The sequence below is a fragment of the Clostridium sp. Marseille-Q2269 genome (genome assembly GCF_943736985.1).
Taxonomy (GTDB): domain Bacteria; phylum Bacillota; class Clostridia; order Clostridiales; family Clostridiaceae; genus Clostridium_F.
In genome coordinates this window covers 45,284-63,274 of sequence record NZ_CALSFS010000001.1, presented here as the reverse complement: position 1 = coordinate 63,274, position 17,991 = coordinate 45,284, and the positions used below count along the sequence as shown (strand labels likewise).

Genomic DNA, 17,991 nt, shown 5'->3' with positions numbered 1-17,991 from the left:
TTTCTAAACAATTAATTACTCACTTTCCTTTCATAGGATACGTACTCTCTTTTATAGAATATACTAGAATCCTTAGTAGAAATTGTGTATTTTTCTTGCTTATAAAAAACTTTATTTTTATAATAATCTATTATTAAATCTCCATTATAAAAATAAGCTGAACTATCATTTATATTAACTTTAAAATTTAAATCTAAACTTCTTACGAAATTATCTATATTATCTAAATTTATATTCCTTATATTATCATGGAAAATTTTATTTATATGAGATAACACATACTCTCTATCCCTTTGTATATTATTTACTTCACTTAATTCTCTAAATTCTTTATTACTATTTTGAAACTTTATATTCTCCATTTTAAGGATAAACATACTAGCAAACATACATAAACAGCCCATAAACAATGCGTATAAAAGTATATATCCATTTTTCATTCTTTTTTTATTAGACATCTTTTATATTCTTTCCCTTTCTTTCCTAATATCTTTATATGTATTACATCACCCTTCTCTTTTATATTAAATTCTTTTATATTGCGGCAGATAATATTAGTATTAGAAGAATTTTTAGAACCATAACTTATAACTAGATTATTTTTATCTTTTTTTATATAGTCATATCCTTTATCATCTACTCTTTCTATTTTTATAGAATTTTCCAAAACCATTGATGTCTTTTCTTTATCCAAAGTATAATTTATAAATTCTATAGCTTCTTTAATATAAACACTTTCTAATGTTTCTTCTCTTTTTCCCTTATAATTACTTGTATACGTTAAAGTTGTAATAATTATATAAAGACTTACTATAGACATAATAGATATTCCTATCAAAACCTCTATTATAGAAAATCCTTTTTTCTGTATCACTTTTTATACCTACCCTTATAAAATTGGCATTTGAGATGATCTTCTTTCATTTTTCCATAATTCAATATTAGATCTACTTTTAAAATCTCTTCTTCATTAATTTTCATTTCTAAATAAGGTTTTTCCTTTGGAACCATGTCTGTAAATAGCATCTTTATATCTTTTTCTTCATGAAAATCCCAATTCATTTCATCTTTCTGTATGTATAACTTGCTTTTATTCTTCAAATTTTTTAGATCCTCATAAGTAAAATTGTACATAATCTCATTTTTTACTCCTTGGAAAAATTCTATATATTTTTCTTTTTTTATATGCTCACACTTTAATTTAGATGCATTTTTACTAACCACAAGAGCTCCTGCTAAAAGCATTATAAATACTGACATAGCACATAATACCTCTATTATTATGAAGGCTTTTTTATCCTTTAAATTCCACATGAGCTGATCCAACACAAATAGTTACTTTGTGTATTTTCCCTTTATTATCTTTAAACCTTAAAGTGCAAGCATTACTTGTAAATCCTCTATTATCTATAACAATTTTCCCTCCTTTAGAATTTATAAAATCTATGGATACTTCATCTGGGAAATTTAAGTCTTTTACACATTTTCGGTCTATACTAAATGACATGTTATTTTTTTTAGTATTATAAATAATATACCCTTGCTTTTTTTCTTTTCTGCAAATATCTCTACAATTATTTATGAAATTAACTATAGAAATTCCAGTTTCATCTATTGCTATATTATTTCTTATTTTGTTATATCCAGATAATTTAGTAAAACTTATGGTAAACACTATCATACATAAACTTATTAAAATCATTATTTCTATTAATGTAAAACCCTTTTTATGTACCATGTTATCCACTTATTCTGACTCCTTCTTTAATTTATTAATAATTCTTAAATATAGATTTAAAATACTTACATTAAATTACTACTAATATTAATCCTAAATAAACAAACTGTATTGGAACATAATTATATTTACTTTAAATTATTTAGGAAATATAATCTTATTATCTTTTTTTACTGTATATGTATTTTCTTTAATGTCTATTTGAACAAGGTAATTCTCATTATCACTTTTATATCCAATATCTACTGCATTCCCAGGTTGAGATTCATTAGTAGAATCTACCGTGATTCCTGTAAATGTTTCTATGTCTTCTTTTAAATTATTACTATTAAAACGTTCATTATTTTCATTATAACTATTAATGGCTGCCACCTGTATTTGCTTTCCTGTATTTATGGCTTTAGTATCCTTTGCCTTATCTTTATATGCTGTAAGTTTAGGAACCAAAAAACTGGCTAATATTAATATTATAGATATAACTACCATAAGCTCTATTAGGGTGAATCCTTTCTTTTTCTTCATCTTATTAAAATTCATATACTTATCCTCCTAGTTATATATTATTTATTTTTATATTAAATCCACCAAATTCATTATTGGAATGAAAACATAAAGAAATATTATACATATTATTAAAGACATAAAAATTATTATTGTAGGTTCTATAAGTTTTATACAAGCTTTGAATTTTTCTTCTAAATCTTTCTTTAAAATACTATAAACGCTCTCAAAGCATTCTTCTAACTTACCGCTTTCTTCACCTACATGTACCATTGATAGAAGTATTTTGTTTGAAAAATCACACTTTTTTAAAGAAAGACTTATACTCTTTCCATCTTTTATGCTACTATTTAAATCTTTTATTTTATTTTTAAATATATAATTATCTGTAATCTCTTCTAATAATTTTAGGGATTTATTTATAGGAATGCCTGATTTTATCATTAAATTCATGCTGTTGGAAAAATTGCATGTAAATATATTTTTATAGATTTGACCTAATATTGGTATTCTTATTTTTAAATTATCAATAGTGTATTTAATTTTATATTTTTTGTGAAATATTTTACTACCTAACACCATAAAAATTATGCCTAAAAATAAAATTGCTAAAACAATATTGCAAGTTTTGATTACAGCAATCATTCCCAATGTCTTTTTAGGTATACTACTTCCTAATTCATTAAATATGCCCATGAAACTTGGCACCACCATATGTATTAGTATATATAGCATTATTATAAATGCTATAAGAATTATTATAGGATATATTAGTGCATTTTTTATTTCTTTATCAAATTTATATTTATTTTCATAAAAATTTTTCAGATCATAAAAAATATACTGTATTCTCCCACTTTCTTCTCCTATGTATATCATACTCAGTAAGAATTTAGGATATATGTTACTAAATCCACTAAAACTATCATAAATACCTTCTCCTTTTAGTATATTATTTCTTATATCATGTAGGCTGTTTTTTACACTAATATTATTAAAATCCTCATAAATTATACTTATAGCATCCGTTATATTTATACCAGATGCCATTAATATATAGAGCTTATTACACAAAATTGAGCAATCCTTTAAAGTGATTTTTTTGTGTGTTATTTTAAATATATTTTTATTAGTTATATTTACTAGAAAAAATCCTTTTTCTCTCAATTCTTTATATATATTTAGCTTTTCTTTTTCATTACATACTCCTTTTGATACTTGGCCCTTAACATTCTTGGCTTTATAATAATATAAATCCATAGTTATATTGTGATTCACATCCTTTCAATTACAGATAACTATTAATATTTAGATATATCTCAAAGAACATGTACCTAGATTAAACTTAATTTATATATAATTAATAAATCTAGTTATAAACTAAAGTTAAATAACACTATATTATTCTTTGTATTTCCTCAAGGGATGTTCTTCCTTCTTTTAATGCTTTATTGATATTGTCCTTTAAACTATTTTGTAAAATAAACTTCTCATTATTATTGTTTAATACATTTTTAATTAAATTCTTCTTATTTTTATTAACATTTATATATTCATAAACAATACTTCTTCCCATGTATCCTGTATTATTGCATTTATCACATCCTTTACCTCTATATAATAATAGTCTCTCCTTTATATCTAAGATATTTAGTTCCTCTTTTGATGCTATATAAGATTCTTTGCAAAATGGACATACTTTTCTCACTAACCTTTGGGATATAACCCCTCTTAAAGCATCACTTAAAATATAAGGTTGTATTTTCATATCTAAAAGTCTGACTATAGATTCTAAAGCCCCATTGGTATGTAATGTTGATAACACTAGATGCCCTGTTATAGAGGCTCTTACTGCTACTTTCGCTGTTTCTTCATCTCTAATCTCACCTACCATTATTATGTCCGGATCCTGTCTTAACATAGATTTTAATCCCTTTAAAAAAGTTAAGCCTCTTTTATAATCTACATTAACTTGATTTATACCATCTATGGTATACTCCACTGGTTCTTCAATAGTTATTATATTTTTTTCTTTATTGTTTACATATTGAAGCATAGAATATAATGTTGTAGACTTACCACTACCAGTAGGTCCTGTAACTAAAATTAAACCATTGGGTTTTTTAAGCATACACTCTATATTTTTTATATCTTCTTTTAAAAATCCTAAAGAATTTAGATCTACTATTTTTTCATTTTTATATAATATTCTTATAACCAATTTTTCTCCATGCACTGTTGGTAATGTGGATACTCTAAAATCATTATTTTCTCTATAGTTGCTTTGTATTTTACCATCTTGAGGAATATTTTTTTCTGCTATGTTCATGTAACTCATTATTTTTATACGAGTACATATAGATGTATAAATTTTTATTGATATTTTTTTAAATTCTATAAGAATACCATCTATTCTAAATCTTATAAGAGCAAAATCTTTAAATGGCTCTATATGAATATCACTAGCCTTTCTCCAAATGGCTTCTTCTATTATAGAATCCGTTAACTTTATTATAGGACCTTCTAATTTTTTCTCATGTAATATAATTTTATCTTCTTTTACCTGTTCATGTTTATATTTGTTTTCATATTTTGTATAAATCCTTTTTATAGTTCCTATAATATCTTCTTTATTGCAAAGTACTATTTTTATGGTTTTCCCTGCAATAAATGATAGTTTATATAAGGTATCTTCTTCTAGATAATTTGAAGATGCTATATATAATTGTTCATGAACTATTGCCAAAGGTACTATGGTATATTTTCTACAGATATGTTCTGGAAGCAATTCTAGTGTGGCTTGTTCTACCATTAGATTACTAAAATCTATATTTGATAGTTTTTCTTTAGATTTTAACATTTTAGAATGTGATGAAGTTCCTTTTACATCTAGATAATTCATAGAAAAGTTCATATTTAATTCTCTCCTATTATTATTTTTTCCAAATTTATCTATATTATAGACACATATATAAAAAGTAAACAATATATTTTAAAATATAAAAATTAGTAATACTTTCTAGTTATATCCTTAATAGCTAAAACTTGAATTAGAGTTAAAATAGAATATATATTTAATTTTAAAGATTTAAATATAAACAATAAAAAGCTATAGATAATTAAAACCCTTTATACTTCAAATCTTAATTATCTATAGCCTATTTTAAGTTTATGCTTTATATCATTTTTCTCCTATTATATAATAAGAACTTTCTTCATCTGACACTATTTCTACCATCTTTTCTTTTTCCCTGTATACATATATTTCATTTAAAGGCTGCTCCTTTAAATTTTCATAACCGGAAAAATATATGTTGCCATTTTTATCTGAAGCAATACCACCATTTATATCTATTTTAGATGGAAAATTATATGTAAGTCTATCTAGCGTTAACTCTTTCCCATTAAATTTATATAAATAATCTTTATTTTCAAAATCATTTTTACCTATAAAATATATATTCTCTGTAGATGTTGTGGATTTATATATTCCACTTATTTCTTCACTTATTTTTTTAAATCCATTTTCTTTTTTAGAGTAATAAGAAAGATTATATTTATCACCCATTCTAGTTAGCAAAAGTACATTATCTCCCTTTGGAATGAAATAAGTGCAAAGACCTGTTATATTATCTACATATACTTCTTCTTTGTTGTCTTTTAAATTATACTTATATATTTTAGCTTTGTCTTTTTTATCAGGATTTATTCCATAATATAATATTTCATCTTTATTTAACCATCTAAAAAGATTCCCCGATACTAAAATATTACTTTTTATTTTCACTTCACTTTTACTATCTAAATTATATATCTTCATACCTTCTGCACTTTGAAGGGAGTCTTTTTTGAAGGATCTATAGGCTATCTTATTACCATCCATTGAAATATCTATATCCGATGCAGAATAGAAATTATCTAATGTTATTTGCTTATCATTCTTTATTATATTTATTTTATTCTTATTAAGCTCATTTCCTTTTTCTATAATATTCGTAAAAACATAAATACTATTTTTATTATTATATTTAATATCACCTATATCTTTAGATTCCATAGTCTTAGTTATATTAGTATTTTCAATATTGTATATGCCTAAAGAATCTTTTCCTCTTTTTAAAGTTATTACTTCTTTGAATTTAGGTATATCTACTTTTACCCCTTTTGATGTATTATTTTTACATCCAACTAACCCAATACTAAAAAAAATTATTATAAGATATCCTATGTTTTTAAAGCCTTTCTTAAACATTTATACATCTATTTCCCCTCTAAAACAAATATCCGCAGGTCCCTTCATAAAAACACCATTCTCTTTGATTTCTATAAAAATCTTACCTCCAGGTACTATTACTTCTGTAGATTTTTCTGTGTGATCTAATAAATTAGAAGCTACAGCTGATGCACAGCATCCAGTACCACAGGCTAAAGTTGGTCCTGCACCCCTTTCCCAGGTCTTAACCTTTATTTTATTTTTATTTACTACCTCACAAAAATTCACATTTGTTCCTTCCTTAAACAAAGGAAGTTTTTCTATATTCTTGCCTTCCTCTATATTATATTCATCTAAACTTCCAAATATTATAGTATGAGGAACTCCCATATGAAAAGATGTAATACGATATTCTTTGTTGTTTTCCCTAATACTTTTATTTATTATTTTTTCCTTCTCATTGGATATTTTTTCACCTTCAAACGCAGGTTTACCCATATTAATAGTAATAAATTTTACTTTACCATCTTCAATATTTAAAAATGCTTCTTTAGGCCCATCTCCTGTTTGTATTATCATAGGATTTTGTTTTACTATGCCATTTTCCCATACATATTTTGCAAAGCATCTTATACCATTTCCACACATGGAAGCATAAGATCCATCTGCATTTATTATTACCATTTGTATATGAGCATGATTATTACTTTCTCTTATAAATAAAATACCATCTGCCCCTATACTAAAATGTCTATTACATAATTTCTGTGTTATTTCTTTTTCTTTTCCTATAAGCTCTCCTTTTCTATCATCTAACACTACAAAATCATTGCCAGTTCCAGTCATTTTAGTGAATTCCATACTTGTCACATCCTTTACATGATTTCTTGTAATTATTTTTTATAAGTAAGTTTTAAAATTGCATAAAACGCAACTATATTCTAATTTAATTTCCTAAAAATAAGTTTACTACGACAATGTTTTAATATCAATATACAAAAGATAAACTTTATTTTAAAAAATTAAAATGGTATACTAGTATCAGTTTAATAATCCTTATTAATATTAGCATATATTGCTATATAGATTATATTATACCATTTTAAGGAGGAAAATTTATGGCTTTAGATGGGATTTTTTTATTTAGTTTAATAAATGAAATGAAAACAAAAATATTATATGGTAGAGTAGATAAAGTAACCCAACCAGAAAAGGATGAAATAGTTTTATCAATAAAAAATAATAGAAAAACTTATAAACTTTTAATTAGTTCTAGCGCTGTATACCCGAAAATACACTTTACAGATATTCCTAAACAAAATCCTATGCAACCTCCTATGTTTTGTATGGTTCTTAGAAAGTATTTAAATTCTTCTAAAATAATAAATATAAGACAGTTAGGTACGGATAGAATAGTATTAATAGATTTTGAGAGTGCTGACGAAATGGGATTTAATAGTGTATACACATTAATTGTAGAGATCATGGGAAGACATAGTAATATAACATTAGTTAGAGAACGTGATAATCTAATAATGGATAGTATAAAGCATGTTACACCTGAAATAAATAGTGTAAGAAACTTATATCCATCTATAGAATTTATCTATCCACCAGCTTCTTTAAAACTAGATCCTTTCAATTTCTTAGTAGATGATTTAATAAATTATATAGAAAACAATAATATAAAACTTATTAATACTATGTTTTCTAATATATTTACAGGAGTTAGCAGGCCCTTTTCCAAGGAAATCTTTTATAGATTAGAGCAAGAAGAAAATATTAAAATTTCTCTAGAAAATATTAATAAAATCTATTCTTCTATAAGTGATATATTTAATTCTATATGCAATAAAAACTTTTCTTTTAACTGCTATATAGATAAAGATACAGTAAAAGACTTTTACTGTATAGATCTTTATAGTTTAAATAATTTTAAAAGTATAAATTACGAAGATCCTTCTATGCTTATAGAATCTTTTTATTTTCAAAAAGATAAATCTGATAGATTAAATTCCAGGAGTTCTGATCTACAAAAACTAATAAATCTAAATATTGAAAGATGTGAAAAAAAGATTAGAATACTAGAAGGAAATTTAAAGGACTGTAGTAAAAAAGAAAAATTTCAAATATGTGGAGAAATTTTAACTGCTAATATATATGCTCTAAAAAAAGGTATGTCCGTAATAAATCTTTTAAACTATTATACCAATAAGTATATGGATATAGAATTAGATCCTAACAAAACTCCTTCTGATAATATACAAAAATATTTTAAAAAATATAATAAATTGAAAAAAACAGAAGTTGCAGCTAAAAAACAAATAGAAATTACTTATGATGAATTAAAATATTTAAATTCTGTTTTAACCAGTATAAAAAATGCAGATAGCTATGATGATATAGAAGAAATTAAGAGAGAACTCATTGAAACAGGATATATAAAATTTAAAAAGAAAAATAATAAAAAAATTAAAAATACAAAACCTCTTCACTTTATTTCTTCTGAGGGTATAGACATTTATGTTGGTAAAAACAATATACAAAATGACTATCTAACATTAAAATTTGCTAATAATCACGACATTTGGATGCATACTAAAAATATACCTGGATCTCATGTAATAGTAAAAAATTTCCAAGGAAATGTTTCTGAAAAGACTTTAGAAGAAGCTGCCTCTCTAGCGGCATTTTATAGTAAGTCTAAGGATTCTACAAAGGTTCCTGTTGACTACACAGAAGTTAAAAATGTTCATAAACCAAATGGAGCAAAACCAGGAATGGTTATATATTACACAAATAAAACCATATTTATAGATCCAAAGGAACCAGATTTGAAGCAAATGTAAAATTACTTTAATATAACTACAATTTAAATTAACTAAATATATTTGTAAAGGAATTGATAATATGACCAATATAAAATTATGCATACAATACGATGGATCAAAATACAATGGGTGGCAAAAACAAAAAGAAAACGACAATACTATTCAAGGTAAAATTGAAAATGTACTTTCTCTTATGACGGGAGAAGAAATAAATTTAGTAGGCTCTGGAAGAACAGATGCTGGAGTACATGCAAATATGCAAATAGCTAATTTTCATACAAAATTCCAAGGTTCCACAGAGGAAATATTAAAGTATTGCTACGAATATTTACCTAAAGATATTGTAGTTTATGACGCTTTTCATGTAGACGAAAGATTTCACTCTAGATTAAATGTTAAAAAGAAAAAATATACCTATAAGATTTGTAATAAAAGGTTCCATGATGTATTCTCTAGGAAATACTCTTACCATATACCAGAAACTTTAGATATAAAATATATGAAAGAAGCTTGTGCTTATTTGGTAGGAAGACATGATTTTTCATCTTTTACCGCAGCAAGATCAAAAAAGAAATCCACTGTAAGAACTATCTATAACATAGATATTATAGAAAAAGATGGATACATAGACATAGTATACTTAGGCAGTGGATTCTTACACAAAATGATAAGAATATTAACAGGAACTCTTATAGAAGTGGGATTACATAATATAAGTCCTATGGATGTAAAAGCTGTATTAGAAGCAGAAGATAGAAAAAAGGCAGGCCCTACAGCTCCTAGTCAAGGATTGTTTATGACTAGTGTAGTCTACGAATAATCATAAACACTTACAATAATTTTACAAAAATGGCGCTGTCGTATTAAAGAATTTAAGTACAATATATTGTTTTACAAGTTTAAAGTTAACACAATATATTATAGGATTTATTCTTAGTGCGACAGCCCAATTTTTGAAGTGACTACATATAACTTTTAATAAAAACATCAATCATGAAACTTATAAGAACTTTTTTAAATTTATTTTTTCTATTTAATGTTATGATAAAATATTTTATACAAATTTTAAGGTATCCTATCTATAAATATAGATTTTTAACCATCATAACCCTGTAAAGGAGTTTTTAGATGTCTTATTCCCCCTCTAGGATTTACAACATCTCCTTTATATCTTGGGATTAAATGAATATGAAGATGCATTATAGTTTGTCCAGCGTCGTACCCTTCGTTTACCCCTATATTATATCCTGTAGGCTCATACTGAATATCCATCATTTCCTTCACTTCATGCATAAGAGAGTACATACCCTTTATTTCATCTTCTGTAGTCTCAAAAAAACTTTTAAAATGTCTTTTAGGAATTATTAATGTATGTCCTTGATTTACCGGAAATTTATCTAATATAGCAAAAGCTACTCTATTTTCTGCTATTATTTCTGTAAAATCATAATTACAAAATATACAATCATTCATTGTTTACATCTCCCATTACTAATACTTTTTATTTCACTTAAAATAACATTTGAACATTAAAATTTTATTTTATAAGTATTGGTCTTAATAAATCATAAATAAACATATTAAATTTAACATTTATATAAATGCTACACATATTTATATATAATTATTTTTTTAAACTTGTATTATTCATTTTAAAATTTATCTATTATAGTTCAAAGATTTAACATACTCTTTTTTATCCTTTATATAAACTAATATAGCTATGCTTATTATTATTAATCCACCTATTATACTTAAATAATCAGGTATTTCTCTCCATATAAAAAATCCGATTATTGCTGAAAATACTATATTAGTATAATTATAGATAGCTACTTCTGAGGCCGGTGCATACTTATAAGAATAAGTTAATGCGAATTGTGCTATTGCAGCAAAAATACCAGTTGATATTAAATATAAACATTGAATTGTAGTAATAGGTTTAAAATTAAATATAACAAAAGGAATCATTCCTAAAACAGACACTAAAGAAAAATAAAAAACTATTGTGGATGGGTTTTCTCTATCCTTTAAAAATCTTACTAAAGTATAAGCCCCACCTGCAAAAGCTGCAGATAAAAAGCCTGCTGTAGCTGGTATTACACTTAAATCCCACTGTGGCTTTATAACTAACATAGCTCCTAAAAATACAATTATAGTAGATATTACTTTCATAGAAGTTAATTTTTCTTTTAAGAATATAATTGCAAAAAGTGTAATAAAAAATGGTGATAACTTATTTAACATTGATGAATCTGCTAAAGATAACTTGCTTATAGAATAAAAATAAAGAACTACGCCTATGGTGCCTAATAAGGATCTTCCTAATAAATATTTTTGATTCTCTCTTTTACCAAATAAAGTTGCTCCATTTTTCTTTAATGCAAAAAAGGCAATAATTAAACTTACAAGATTTCTAAATATAACCTTTTCCATTACAGGAATATCTCCAGCTAATTTAACCATAGCTGCCATAAATGCAAATGCTACAGATGATAATATCATATATAACACCGCCTTAGATTTATTATTCATAAATTTCTTTTAGTGAATAGACTTATACTAGCCCATCACTAAACTTCACCTCCTTTTAATATGTTATGTATGAAAAATTCACTAATTATATATAAATAATTAAATATATTTATTAATAAAATTTCATACTGTTATTGATATTTTTAAATGTTAATCTTATAATTTATATTATTAATCAACTTTATGTTTTGATAATTTACCTTATAAAAAATATTGCATCTCTTTTAGTTATAACATATATTTATTCTTTAATATAAATTGACTGAATTTTAAATCATAATATATAATTAAAACTTTTATGTCTATTAATTTTAATTACATATTATTATTCAACATAACAGATAATAAAACTAATTTATTTAATAAAAATAACAAATTAGTTTTAATATATGAAAGAATTATTTCATATTTATAGTTATTATTAATATCTTTGAATTATTTTTATTCCAACTAAATAAAAATAGCTTATTAGTTTTATAACTTTAATAAATTCTCATTATCTCATACTTATAATTAACATAGTATATTAATTATAGACTTTAATACTTTAGTTTTCCATTTATTATGAATTTGTTTATTTATATCTTAATATTAATTATTAATAAATTTATGTTTTAATCTTAAGGAGGTTTTAATATGCTATATTCTTCGAAAAACAAGCAAAGTGATGATACTTATTCCACCCCTATTTTTGGAATTACTAAAGACAATTACTCAATTCCCAAATATAAGATAAATGAAAATTCCATTGCTCCTAATGTAGCTTATCGCATGATTAAGGATGAACTTATGAATGAAGGCAATGCTCGGTTAAATTTAGCTACTTTTTGTCAGACCTATATGGAAGATGAAGCTACTAAGCTTATGGCTGAAACTCTAGAAAAGAACGCCATTGATAAATCTGAGTATCCTCAGACTACTGAACTAGAAAATAGATGTGTTAATATTATTTCAGATCTATGGAATGTACCTAAAAATATGAACTTCTTAGGCACATCCACTGTAGGTTCTTCAGAAGCTTGCATGCTAGGTGGCATGTCTATGAAATTTCGTTGGAGAGAGCAAGCACAAAAATTAGGCATTGATATTAACAAGAAAAAACCCAATCTTATAATTTCTGATGGTTATCAAGTATGTTGGGAAAAGTTCTGTGTTTATTGGGACATTGAAATGCGTACCATTCCTATGGACAAAGATAATCTAAGCTTAAATATAGACAGAGTTTTTGATTATGTGGATGAATACACCATAGGAATTATAGGTATTTTAGGAATTACTTATACAGGAAAATTTGATGATATAAGAGCTTTAGATGCAGCTCTTGAAAAATATAATAATACTCATGACATAAAAGTATATATTCATGTAGATGCTGCATCTGGCGGATTTTTCACACCATTTATCGATCCTGAACTATTATGGGATTTTCGTTTAAAAAATGTAGTTTCCATAAATGCGTCTGGTCATAAATATGGATTAGTTTATCCTGGTATAGGGTGGATACTGTGGAAAGATCAAGAATATCTTCCTAAAGATTTAATATTTGAAGTAAGCTATTTAGGCGGTAAAATGCCTACCCTAGCTATTAATTTTTCAAGATCTGCAAGTCAAATAATTGGTCAATATTATAATTTTTTAAGATTTGGTTTTGAAGGATATAAAAAAATACATGAACGTACACAGGATGTAGCTATGTATATATCAAAAGAAATTGAAAAAACTGGGCTATTTACTATATATAATAATGGTAACAATCTTCCTATAGTTTGCTACAAATTAAAAGAAAATCTAGGTATTAAATGGAATCTTTATGATTTGTCAGATAGATTATCTATGAAAGGATGGCAAATACCAACTTATCCTCTGCCTAAAAATCTTAGCCATGAAGCAATACAAAGAATAGTTTGTCGCTCAGATTTAGGATACAACTTAGCAGAACTATTAATAAATGATTTTAAAACAGCAATAAATGATTTAGACAATGCTCACATACTATTCCATGAAGAAGAAAACCAAGGTAGTTATGGGTTTACTCATTAATAATAGGACATATAAGTAAAATAGATTTAATTTATTATAACTTAGATAAAAAATATACTTTATTAAAAATACTTTATTTATATTTTATGGAGTATGTTTTTTATCCTTGCTATATTAAAATTAAATCTATTTTAACATAATTCCTAATTCATTAAAACATTCAAATTCTACACTTAAGCTTTATGCATTACTAGTTTTTTAGTTTCAATTCCTAGATCCTTCATATCCTCTTTTAATAGTTTCCAACATTTTTTTGTATTTAATTTCTTTGAAGAATCCTTTTTCACATAAACTCTTACAATTTGCTCAGGATTATTTTGCCATCTATAGCAATAGAGCACCACATCTCCTACCCTTGTTTGTAAATTATTTTTTAATATATTGGGAGAATTTTTAACAGTAAATATAAAAACTTCATAATCCCTATACTTTTCCTTTGATATAGTTGACTTTTCTTCTACTCTTAAGTCTTCTGTATCCTCCATACAAATTTCCTTAAATAAATTTGCATACATAAAAAAGCCCTCCTTATATACACTGATTATTTTTATTAAATTTTAAAATTTACACTAGGTAGGTAAATAATATATTTATTACTTATATTATAATACATATTTTGTGTTTTTACTTCAAAATTTAAGAATTAATTTTAATATTTAAAAAATTTAGAACATTGCTTTGTTATTTAATTGGTAGATTATTTATAATGAAAAGCTCCTGTGAATTTTATTACCTAAAATCTTATTCACAGGAGTTCTTAACTTTAATTGTTTTTCATTAAATTATATTAAACATAAAATTATAGAATTTCTCTATAATTTATTCTACAAGAATAAGGATATTCTAAATAGTAGTCATTAAAATATGTATACACACTAAGATATCTTTAAATTTTAAATTTAGAAATTTCTCTTTTTAATTTATCTGCATTTTCTTCAGATTTTATTGTTTCTTCAAGCATATCATTAGATTTATTGTTTACTTCTAACATCTTACCTGAAATATCAGTAGTACCTGCAGCACCCTCACTGGAAGCTTGAGCCACTCCTTCTATAGTTTTAACTACATCTTGCAGTGAAGCTGCAAGTTCCTGTGATGTTGAACTAAAATTTGTTACAAGAGTATCTACAAAATTGGCATCCTTACTGTACTTATCTGCCATACCTTTCATATTTTCATAATCTTTATGAATATCTGTAGCCACAAAATTTATTAGATTACTTGAACTATCAGAAAGATTTTTTACTGCTTCTGTTACTTTACTTGTTATATTTTGTATTTCTCCTACAGTGTTCTGTGATTGTTCTGCAAGCTTCCTTATTTCATCAGCTACAACTGAGAATCCCTTTCCTGCTTCTCCTGCTCTAGCAGCTTCAATAGCTGCATTTAATGCAAGAAGGTTTGTCTGTGATGTTATTTCCATTATAGCCTCTGAAAGAATATCTATTTGTTCTACAACTTTTGATGATTCTATAGCACTTTCAACTTGTGATTTTGTACTTATAATCATTTCTCTAGCTTTTTTCTGAGAAGCTTGTACGTTTAATTTTGTTTCTTCTGCTCTTTTATTTATCTCTCCTGCTTGAACTGCACCTTCCTGTGATTTTTCTGCAATAGTTTCAATAGCCTTTTCTATGTCTTGAGAAGTTGCAGACATTTCTTCAGCTGAAGCTGCAGTTTCTTCCATATTTGCAGAAAGCTGTTCTGTAGTTGCAGATACTTCTTCTACATTATTATTTAAATCTGTAATATTAATTTTTATACTGTCTACAACAGTTTTTATATCATCAGAACTTTCATTAACAGATTTAATAATATTCTTTAGATTCCATATGAATTTATTTAAAATTAATGCTAAGTCATTAATTTCATCTTTAGAATTAACCTTTATTTCTTTAGTTAAATCTCCACCTCTTTCAGCTAATTCATTTACTTCATGTTTTAATATGTTTAAGGATCTTCTTATTCCATTAATTATAAAAATTCCAACCACTATTCCCAAAACGGATAATGATATCATTAAAATTACATTTACTCTTGTGGTAAGTTTAAATATCTTATCTCCTTCTAAGATAGAATCCTCTGTTTTCTTTTTATTAAATTCTGCTAATTTTATTAAAGATGATGCAACTTGATTAAATGAATCCTTAGATTCTGAACTCATTATTTTCATTGCCTCTATGGTTTTTAATTGATTACTTAGAGCTATTACTTTATTACTTGATTTTAAATATTCTGACCATTCTTTTTCAACAATATTAAATATCTCTTCATCTTCTTTTGAGTTTACGGTTTTCTTATAAAGAGCTAAATATTTTTCTATTTCTTTTTCCTTTTCTTTCATCTTTACTTCTTTTTCTTGTTTTAATTCTTTTGTTGTAGTCACTATATGACTATATTCAATTAATCTAAAATCTGAAGTCATTGTATTAAGTGATTCTGAATATACAATAGATGGCACCCAATATTTAGAAATTTCAGTAGATTTATTATTAACAGTTTTTAAATTTTTTATAGAATATCCTCCCATAAATATAAGTGAACCTACTAATATAGCTACAAGAAAAATTAACTTACTTTTTATAGTTCTTAACAAATTTATTTCCTCCCTACTATCTTATGTAATGCATTTAATGACTATTTTTATGTCTCCCCCTTTTTACTCATAAAACCCATTTGCAATAATATACATTTTTATATAATATCCTTTTATTATCGTTTTTTTTATTATTTTATTAACCTTTACCATTAATGTAATAAAATTATGAAAATTATTATTATTACTTTAGTTATGCAAAATAAAAATCTAAATTGGTAAAACTACCAAAAAATAAATATGGCATACTTTCTCTCACTGTGTTATATAAAAGTTACCATACAAATATAAACACAGGAGGTAAAAAGTATGCCAAGTACTAATATTGTATCCATTAATAATGAACTTTACAATTACTTAAATGATGTAAATTATGGAATGTCTAAGCCTCAATTTAATCATTTAACCAATATTGCCAATGGATTAATTAATTTACCTGGCACTAAAACTTTATCTGAAATTGCTAAAAATGTGTTGCATTCAAAAGACAAAAGTTGTATTTATAGATTTTTAAGCCATTCTAAATGGGACCATAGTCTTCTGAACAACAATAGAATTAGCTATTTAAACTTTTTCCTTGAGCATAATATTAAACCTAAATCCGTAGGGTTTTTGATTATAGATGATACTGTAAATCCCAAGAAATCAGCAAAGAAAATGCAAGGATTATCTTATAATTACTCTCATACAGAAGACAAAAATATTTGGTCACATTGTGTGGTTACTTCAAATTTTGTTGTAAATGATAAATCTATTCCTTTACAATATAAACCTTACTATAAAAAGGAATTTTGCAAAGATTTAAATAAAAATTTTAAATCTAAGATTGATATTGCAAAAAATTTTATAACTTCTTTTAAAACTCCATCTAATTGTGAAAAAATGTATTGTCTTATGGATTCATGGTATACAAATAATAATTTAATAGAAGCATCTTTAGCAAAGGGCTACCACCTAATAGGAGCAATTAAATCTAACAGAAAAATATCTCCATTAGGAATTTCAATGCAGTTATCAAAATTTGAAAAATTCCTTAGTCCTAACACCTTAGACCTTGTTACAGTTGAAGGTAAGGACTATAGAGTATATACCTATGAAGGTAATGTTTCTAAATTCCCTTATGCTAAAATACTTATTTGCTATGAAGTCACCCATGATGGATTCAAGAACCCAGTATATTTGCTGTCTACCGACATCTTATTAAATGCAGAAACTATAATTAAATATTATTCTCACAGATGGACTATAGAAACTTCATATAAATATTTAAAAAGCAATTTAGCTTTTGATAAATATAGAATGCGTAGCATTTTGTCTATAGAACGATATTTTCTTATAGTATTCTTAATCTATAATTTTTTAGAATTATTTAGAGTTAGTTCCAACCACGGAGATTTTAAGACTATAGGTGAAACTCAGAAACATCTAAACAGCCTGACGGCAAAAGCACTTGTGTGCTTTATATATGAAAAATCAAAACAGAATATTGAACTAAAAGATATTTTATGTGAGCTAAAAATCCCTTAGAGTTTTTAAA

The 17,991-nt window shown here is 25.3% G+C and carries 17 protein-coding genes; 4 read left to right on the top strand and 13 right to left on the bottom strand.

The annotated features are described in order from the left end of the window. Window positions 1–11 precede the first annotated feature (11 nt). The 9 genes from NGI68_RS00240 to dapF all read right to left on the bottom strand — a co-directional run bounded on the left by NGI68_RS00240 (window position 12) and on the right by dapF (window position 7,313). Window positions 12–458: a hypothetical protein gene (locus tag NGI68_RS00240; protein WP_353505335.1), complete on the bottom strand. Its 447-nt coding sequence runs from the start codon at window positions 456–458 to the stop codon at window positions 12–14. After that, window positions 437–874, bottom strand: coding sequence for a type II secretion system protein (locus NGI68_RS00235; RefSeq protein ID WP_251859476.1), 438 nt, complete (start codon window positions 872–874; stop codon window positions 437–439). Before NGI68_RS00235 ends, NGI68_RS00240 begins: the two co-directional genes overlap by 22 nt. Then, the gene (locus tag NGI68_RS00230; RefSeq protein WP_251859475.1) at window positions 871–1,314 is read right to left on the bottom strand and encodes a type II secretion system protein; all 444 of its coding nucleotides are present in this window, start codon (window positions 1,312–1,314) and stop codon (window positions 871–873) included. Before NGI68_RS00230 ends, NGI68_RS00235 begins: the two co-directional genes overlap by 4 nt. Then, complete coding sequence (locus NGI68_RS00225) at window positions 1,295–1,738, bottom strand: prepilin-type N-terminal cleavage/methylation domain-containing protein (RefSeq protein WP_251860177.1); 444 nt, start codon at window positions 1,736–1,738, stop codon at window positions 1,295–1,297. Before NGI68_RS00225 ends, NGI68_RS00230 begins: the two co-directional genes overlap by 20 nt. A gap of 138 nt (window positions 1,739–1,876) precedes the next feature. After that, entirely contained in the window at window positions 1,877–2,275 is a 399-nt protein-coding gene (locus NGI68_RS00220; protein ID WP_251859474.1) for a type II secretion system protein, read from the bottom strand. Between the two features lie 33 nt (window positions 2,276–2,308). Beyond that, on the bottom strand, window positions 2,309–3,499 hold the full coding sequence (locus NGI68_RS00215; RefSeq protein ID WP_251859473.1) for a type II secretion system F family protein: 1,191 nt from the start codon (window positions 3,497–3,499) through the stop codon (window positions 2,309–2,311). Between the two features lie 136 nt (window positions 3,500–3,635). Further along, entirely contained in the window at window positions 3,636–5,153 is a 1,518-nt protein-coding gene (locus NGI68_RS00210; protein WP_251859472.1) for a GspE/PulE family protein, read from the bottom strand. 267 nt (window positions 5,154–5,420) lie between these two features. Then, the gene (locus NGI68_RS00205) at window positions 5,421–6,491 is read right to left on the bottom strand and encodes a hypothetical protein (RefSeq protein WP_251859471.1); all 1,071 of its coding nucleotides are present in this window, start codon (window positions 6,489–6,491) and stop codon (window positions 5,421–5,423) included. Beyond that, complete coding sequence (gene dapF, locus NGI68_RS00200) at window positions 6,492–7,313, bottom strand: diaminopimelate epimerase (protein ID WP_251859470.1); 822 nt, start codon at window positions 7,311–7,313, stop codon at window positions 6,492–6,494. A 257-nt stretch (window positions 7,314–7,570) separates the two neighbouring features. Here dapF and NGI68_RS00195 point away from each other — a divergent pair, with 257 nt between their 5' ends. Beyond that, complete coding sequence (locus NGI68_RS00195; protein ID WP_251859469.1) at window positions 7,571–9,301, top strand: Rqc2 family fibronectin-binding protein; 1,731 nt, start codon at window positions 7,571–7,573, stop codon at window positions 9,299–9,301. Window positions 9,302–9,362: 61 nt separating this feature from the next. Then, window positions 9,363–10,103 carry a tRNA pseudouridine(38-40) synthase TruA gene (truA, locus tag NGI68_RS00190; protein ID WP_251859468.1) on the top strand — a complete coding sequence of 247 codons (741 nt, stop codon included), beginning with the start codon at window positions 9,363–9,365 and terminating at the stop codon, window positions 10,101–10,103. A 275-nt stretch (window positions 10,104–10,378) separates the two neighbouring features. Here the strand turns inward: truA and NGI68_RS00185 are convergent, their stop codons facing one another. After that, complete coding sequence (locus NGI68_RS00185; RefSeq protein ID WP_251859467.1) at window positions 10,379–10,756, bottom strand: HIT family protein; 378 nt, start codon at window positions 10,754–10,756, stop codon at window positions 10,379–10,381. 186 nt (window positions 10,757–10,942) lie between these two features. After that, window positions 10,943–11,818 (bottom strand): DMT family transporter, encoded by an 876-nt coding sequence (locus NGI68_RS00180; RefSeq protein WP_251859466.1) that lies wholly within the window; start codon window positions 11,816–11,818, stop codon window positions 10,943–10,945. 636 nt (window positions 11,819–12,454) lie between these two features. On the opposite strand from NGI68_RS00180, the gene gad reads away from it, so the two are divergent. Next, window positions 12,455–13,858 carry a glutamate decarboxylase gene (gene gad / locus NGI68_RS00175; protein ID WP_251859465.1) on the top strand — a complete coding sequence of 468 codons (1,404 nt, stop codon included), beginning with the start codon at window positions 12,455–12,457 and terminating at the stop codon, window positions 13,856–13,858. A 173-nt stretch (window positions 13,859–14,031) separates the two neighbouring features. Here gad and NGI68_RS00170 read toward each other — a convergent pair whose 3' ends face one another. Beyond that, the gene (locus tag NGI68_RS00170; RefSeq protein ID WP_251859464.1) at window positions 14,032–14,373 is read right to left on the bottom strand and encodes a hypothetical protein; all 342 of its coding nucleotides are present in this window, start codon (window positions 14,371–14,373) and stop codon (window positions 14,032–14,034) included. A gap of 371 nt (window positions 14,374–14,744) precedes the next feature. Further along, window positions 14,745–16,454, bottom strand: coding sequence for a methyl-accepting chemotaxis protein (locus tag NGI68_RS00165; protein WP_251859463.1), 1,710 nt, complete (start codon window positions 16,452–16,454; stop codon window positions 14,745–14,747). Between the two features lie 309 nt (window positions 16,455–16,763). Between NGI68_RS00165 and NGI68_RS00160 the strand changes: the two genes are divergently transcribed. After that, a complete protein-coding gene (locus NGI68_RS00160) occupies window positions 16,764–17,981 on the top strand; it encodes an IS701 family transposase (RefSeq protein ID WP_251859462.1) in 1,218 nt (405 codons plus the stop codon). Window positions 17,982–17,991: the final 10 nt, after the last annotated feature.